Raw genomic sequence first — 5,878 nt, forward strand, 5'->3', positions numbered from 1 at the left:
ATCCCGGCGATGATCACCGCACCGGCAACGACGACGCCGATCAGTATCCGGTGCGTGCGTGTCAGCTGCATCGCGGCCACCCGCGATCCCCTCCCGATTCTGCCTCGCAGGCGATCACGCTGATGAGTACATGCACCCAGATGACTCGAGTGTCACACCCTCCCCTAGCAGTCACATCTACTGCATCTCCCTTATCTGAACCGCATCTTGAACAGCTTTCACACTCTCACGAGCACTGAGAGTTGCCCCGGTTCAGAACGCGCTCGGGCTCGATCGTCAGCAAAAGGTGATCAACCAGGTGTGAAAGGCCGGAACATCACCTGCCCTCTACGCCGTAAAGAGATCTGCCCCAGCGAGGCGCCCGGGCCGAAGTTGGGCAACACCATGAAATTGCAGATCTCGTCGGCCTTCTCACCCAGCCCGGCGAACATGCTGACGCCGGAAGGGTTGGCGGGGCGCTGGGAGTTGTACTGGCCCACAGCTCACGCTGGCAACCGCAAGAGGGACACCGATCAGCACCCGGCTGAGCAGAGCGTTCCCGGCAACACCGGGGGCCCCTGCGTCTCGTTCCCGGAGGCATCCGGAGGCGAGCCCGGCAAAGATGCAGATGGACGCGGCCTGTCCACGTGGCTACCACTGGTAGAGGGTGGTGGGCGAAACGTTTCGGTGTTGGGCGCAGATGTTCAGTTCCTTCTACGGGTCGGTGGGCTGGTTCTCCGACCATGTCGGACTCAGAAACGAATGACCGTACGCGACCCGCGCTTGAAAGTAGGACGGGAACTCACCTCAGTTCGACGGCGTACGCACTACCGGGGAAATCCCATCCGTCGGTGCCTTCCCCGATGTCCGCCACGATGACGTCGTCGATGAAATGGTCCTCCAGGTCGTCGTCGGTAAGCGCGCCAACCAGCCAGAGTTCCTCGATCTCGTCCCAGTCGCCCCGGCTGCCGTCGATACGCAGCGGCGCGGCTCGCCGGTTGCCGCGTTCACGTTCGTCGTCACCGGTTTTGACGAGTCCGCTGATTTCGAATTGGCCCCGTTTGACATGGTCAGGGATGGGGTCGGCGGGCACGATGGCGACGTTCTCGTAGGCGGTGTGGATGAGGTCGCGGTAGGTGCGGCGGATGTTGTACTCGGGGTCGGACAGCCAGTTGATCAGGGTTTTGGTGGTCACGTGGAGGCCGGCGTCTTCCAGGGTGTGGTAGCCGCGGTGGGTTGCGGTGAGCTGGCTGAGTTGGGCGTGCCAGTGCTTGGCGGTGTAGGAGGAGAGCCGATGGCGGGGGGTGACCTGGGAGCGTAGGAGGTTGTTGAGGGCGGCGCCCAGGGAGCTGCCGCGGCCTGTGGGGCCGGCCATCAGTCGTCACCTTCGGGGATGATCTGGCCGTGTTGGACGAATTTGGCCTTCACTTCGCCGAAGCCGGTCCCGATGCGGTACGTGGCGGGTGGTGTGTTGCGTGGCGTCCAGAAGACGGCTGCGTCGACGTTGCGCAGGGCGATGAGCTTGTGGCCGTCCTGGACGGCTCTGAAGGCTACCGACCAGTGGCGGACGGATGCCTCGGCGACCATGCTCATGCGCCAGTCGGGCCGCCAGAACGGGGAGCGCTGTTCCGCGCGCTTGGGCCATAGGAGGCGCAACGCGATCGACAGCCGGGTCTTGTACGCCTTGTAGGGGTCACCACCGATCTGGACGAGCTCGGTCCGTGCCTTGCGGGTGGCCTCGTAGAAGGGTTTGAAGAGCGACTCGTTGGCCTTCCCGGTCCAGGAGTCGTAGATGGTCGGCGCGGCGGCGAGGTGGCCTTCGCGGACGAGTTTCTCGAGCAGCTTCATGTGCGGGGTGGTGACCCACACGCGCCCCTGCTCGTCAGGCCGTTCGATGATCCGCCCCAGGGGGTGCGGCATGTCGGTGCGGTTCCACTTCGGGATGTCGATCAGGTAGATGCCAGCCTGAGTTTTGTCGAATGCGTTCAGGGAGCCAGTGTGCAGGAGCTTGTTCGGGGTGAGGGGAACAGCTGAGCAGGCGGATGGGTAGCTGCCGTTACGGTCGATCAGGCACAATGTGCCTTCGCCGAAAGAGTCCAGCACGTCGAGCTGGTCGCGTCGGACGCGCTTGCCGTTCGCCTTGATGTGGGGAACGCGGGTGAGGGTGACGTCGGGGTGGACCCAGCGAGGCTCGCCGTCCATGTCCTCGCTGATCAGGGGCCATGGGCCGCTGTCACGTTCCTCGGTTCGGATGACCGGGATCGGGTGCATCTTCGAGCGGGCGACCGCATCCTTGAGGATCTTCAGCGCGGGGAAGACCACTCCCTCGGGCTCGTCCTCCTCATCCCCCGGCACCAGACCGTCCCCATCGTCTGCTTCGTCTGCTTCGTCGGCCTCGGCTGCGTGACCACCGTCCACAGTGGCATGAACAGCTGCAGCCGCGGGCCCGGTAGTCCCCGTGGGCGCGGCGGAGCCGTACGCCTGGAGTGCGGCGGCGAGTCGTTTTCCCTCGGTGGTGTCGGGCAGTGGCGGCGGCGTTGCTGCTGCTTCAGCGAGGGAGGGTGCGAGTTCCGCAAGCGCTTCGGGGCTGTTGTGGGCGAGTGCGGTGCGCAGTGCGGCCAGCATGTGGGTGACGGAGGCCGGCAGTCCCTGCTGGGCCCCGGATGTGTAGGGAAGCGCTGCTTCGGCGAGCTCGCGCTCTACCGCACCGCCCAGATGCCGCGCGGATCCTTCGTCCCCCCCCGGGTTGGCCGGGGCGGTTCCAGCGTCGAGGAAGCGGGCGTGCAGCAAGTCGGGCCGCAGGTATGCCGAGCCGATCGCGCCGAAGTCGCGCTCCGCGACCGTTACCTGGACTTTGGAGTGGTCCTCGGCCAGTTCGAGCGTGACCAGGACGTCGGCGTCGAGGAGACCGAGGAGCGCGGGGTCGTCACTGTCGATAATGGCCAGGACCGGGATGTGCAGCGTGCGGGCGAAGGTAGCCAGCACCTGGGAGGCGCCTGGTAGGCGGTCCCCTGAGAGGGGGAGGCGGGCGCTGGGGGCGGCCTGAAGCCGGTCCACGACTACAAGGGCCAGGTCTTGGACGTGCGGAGCGGTCTCGGCGATGGCTTCTGCGGTCAGGTCGCTGCCATCGTCGATCAACAGGGGCGCCTGGACCAGCTGCTGGGCTACGTGCTCTTCCTGCGCGGTGAGACGGCCCTGCTTCAGGCGCGAGTAGTCGCCACCGGTCTCCGCCGAGAGGATCCGGCGCAGGATGTCAGCGCGGTTCGGGCCCGATGCCGCGTAGAGGACCTTGTGACCGTCGACGAGCGCGGTTTGCCGTGCGGCGGCCAGTCCCAGCAGGCTCCCGCCGGCGTTCGGGGCGGCCGCCACCAGCGTGAGTCGACCGGATGGCAAACCGCCTGTCGCCGCGTCCAGTCCGGAGAGCCCGAACAGGGGGCCGGTGGCCTGGACGGAGGTGAGTACGGCGCCGATGGCGTCGCCCAGCGTGGCGAGCCTGCGCGGCGCGCTGTCTTGATCCGGATTGCGTGGGCTGTTCACCGCTCCTGCGTGCGCCGCGCCTTCGAGGCAGGCATCCTCGCGGGCCCGTCGCGTGGCCTCACCTTCCTTCTGCTGGCGGTTCCGCTCGGCCCGGTCGGCGGCCCCTTCCTCATCGGTGAGGTCGCTGTGGAGGTCGTCCAACGCGCGGGACGAGGGCAGGTCGGTCATCGGGGTGCCGAGCTTGCCCTTGTCCCGCCGCTTCTTGGCCTGTTCGAAGGTGCGCTCCTGCTCCGCGGTGCCCGCGACCATCGCGACGTGCCACCAGCGCGCCATGGCTCGATCCAGATTCGGCCCGTGGCACGCCCGGGTCATCTCCTGCCAGGCCTGCGCCCGCCAGTGCGTATCGAGAGCCTCCAGGATGCCCAGCACGCTGCGCGGCACGTCCTCGGCCCTGAGGACGCTGCCGGTCTTGCTCCGTTGCTCCAGCTCATCCAATTCTTGAGGGGTCCAGCAGGCCAGAAACGGATCGCCACCGGCCCGCGGGTCGGGCTTGATCCAAGGTACGAACGACGGCTCCCTACGCCTCTCCACCGGCCTTGCCCGTGCGATGACGATGATCCCCGCGGTGTGGACGCACCACGCCGTCACGGCTGATGTACTCCCCTCGCGCGCGTCGCGCTCCCTCGCCTCCGCCAGGGAGCTGGCGGCCTTCTCGACGTGATCGGGAACCTCGGTGGCCACCAGCTTCATCAGCCGTTCCGGCGTGCGCTCCTCGCGTCCGGGAATCGGCACCTCCGTGCGGTCCCGGCGGATCTGCGGCTCCTGGCCGTCGCGGTCGAACAGTGCGTCCGCGAGAGCGTCGCGGGCGTCGGTGTAACCGTCGCCGGTGCCGGTCAGCCCGCCGGCCGCGGCGGTCCACCGGCCGTCCTCCCCCTGCTCGATGCTCGCCACGTAGACGCCCACTGTTGTCACTCCTTCCGGCCGACCAGCATGCGAGCCTATCGCCGTTTCTGTAACCCGAGATCCCCGTCACTTCAGTCCCGTCGGTCCTTGATGGCCGGGCGCGAGCTGGGGCGATGACGCAGCCGTCGGCTTCTTGGAGGGGGCTCCAATTTGGAGCCTCGTAGCGTCTTTGCGAACGCCGCGACGGCGAGGCAAGTGGATCGCGACGCCTTCGGAGTGCCCGCAGGCAGAGGCGCGGGAGCGACGAGTGGTGATCTCGACCCGCGCCGTCTTGTCGAACAGGGCCAGCACCCCTTCCATGCGTATACACTGATGTATACTGTCGTTCATGGCTGATGCGATGATCCGGGTTCCTGCCGAAGTGCGGGACCGCCTAGCAGTCCTTGCCGAGTCTCGCGGCACTTCCATCCGCTCCTTGGTCCAGGAGTTCGCGGAGTCGAGCCTCACGATGGAAGAGCGACGCGAGCGCGCGGAGGCCACGCGCGCCTATCTTGCGGAGCATTTCGCCACAGAGGTCACGGACGAGGAGAGCGCGGCTATGGGTCGCCGCCTACGTGAGGCATTCACGCGGCCAGCACGGGACGATGCTGCGTGATCCAGCACCACCTCGTCCTGGACACAGCCGCTCTGCTTGCCCTGTCCGGTAACCGGCAGGTATCCGCCCTCATCCACCGCGCCACCCTCGAACCCGAGGTGCGACTGTGGGTACCGGTGCTGTCCGTACTCCAGGCCGACCTCGAGAACCCCGGAATCGCCGAGCACATCGGACAACTCGAAGTCCTCCACACCATCGACCTCGACTACCCGGCAACCCTCGCCGTCGCGCAACTCCACCGAGACGGCACCCCACTGGGAGCGGCCTCGGCAATCCACGCGGCCAACACCCTGCCGCTATGGGACACCGACGCGCTCGTCGCCACTGTCGCCCCAGACCTCTACGACGGGCACGGCGTACGTATCTTCGACCTCAATCGCTGAGTCTCCTCCCCGCATGCGCTCTCCTCGACCAACGGCAACAAGACAACGACCAGGGGGCCGCTCCCTCATGAGGTTGATCCCCGGGAGTGGACACTGGGCTTCATGCGGCGAGTGACAGAGTATGTGACGTGATCAGTTGTTGTTCGAACTCGGCGGGTGTGAGGTAGCCGAGGGCGGAATGCCGACGGCGCCTGTTGTAGTACGGCAGCCAGCGGAACAGCTCGAGTCGAGTCTGTGCCTTCGAGGTCCAGCGCCTGCCGTGGAGCAATTCGCGCTTGAGGCCCTGGAAGAACGACTCGGCGAGGGCGTTGTCGTAGCTCGAGCCGACCCGGCCCATGCTTCGGCGGATGCCGTGGCGGCGGCATACCTCGGCGAGCGCGAACGATGTGTATTCGGCGAGTTCAACCAGTCGTTGCAACACTGGGCTGTTGTAGCGAGCGTAGCTGTTCCTCGAAGACCTCGGCCGGTGTCCGCCAACCGA

General features: G+C 66.7%; 4 protein-coding genes and 1 pseudogene. 2 read left to right on the top strand and 3 right to left on the bottom strand.

What is annotated here, in order from left to right; all coding sequences use genetic code 11:
• Positions 1 to 781: 781 nt before the first annotated feature.
• A complete protein-coding gene (locus tag ACFWI9_RS32500; protein ID WP_387168371.1) occupies positions 782 to 1,354 on the bottom strand; it encodes a hypothetical protein in 573 nt (190 codons plus the stop codon).
• Positions 1,354 to 4,419, bottom strand: coding sequence for a DnaB-like helicase C-terminal domain-containing protein (locus ACFWI9_RS32505; protein ID WP_387168373.1), 3,066 nt, complete (start codon positions 4,417 to 4,419; stop codon positions 1,354 to 1,356). The genes ACFWI9_RS32500 and ACFWI9_RS32505 overlap by 1 nt, the downstream gene beginning before the upstream one ends.
• 328 nt (positions 4,420 to 4,747) lie before the next feature.
• Between ACFWI9_RS32505 and ACFWI9_RS32510 the strand changes: the two genes are divergently transcribed.
• Positions 4,748 to 5,014: a hypothetical protein gene (locus tag ACFWI9_RS32510; protein ID WP_387168376.1), complete on the top strand. Its 267-nt coding sequence runs from the start codon at positions 4,748 to 4,750 to the stop codon at positions 5,012 to 5,014.
• The gene (locus ACFWI9_RS32515; protein WP_387168378.1) at positions 5,011 to 5,397 is read left to right on the top strand and encodes a hypothetical protein; all 387 of its coding nucleotides are present in this window, start codon (positions 5,011 to 5,013) and stop codon (positions 5,395 to 5,397) included. Before ACFWI9_RS32510 ends, ACFWI9_RS32515 begins: the two co-directional genes overlap by 4 nt.
• Before the next feature lie 100 nt (positions 5,398 to 5,497).
• On the opposite strand, the pseudogene ACFWI9_RS32520 reads toward ACFWI9_RS32515, so the two are convergent.
• Positions 5,498 to 5,767, bottom strand: a pseudogene (locus tag ACFWI9_RS32520) (integrase core domain-containing protein); the annotation flags it as partial.
• Positions 5,768 to 5,878: the final 111 nt, after the last annotated feature.

This window comes from Streptomyces sp. NPDC127084, assembly GCF_042724175.1.
GTDB lineage: Bacteria > Actinomycetota > Actinomycetes > Streptomycetales > Streptomycetaceae > Streptomyces.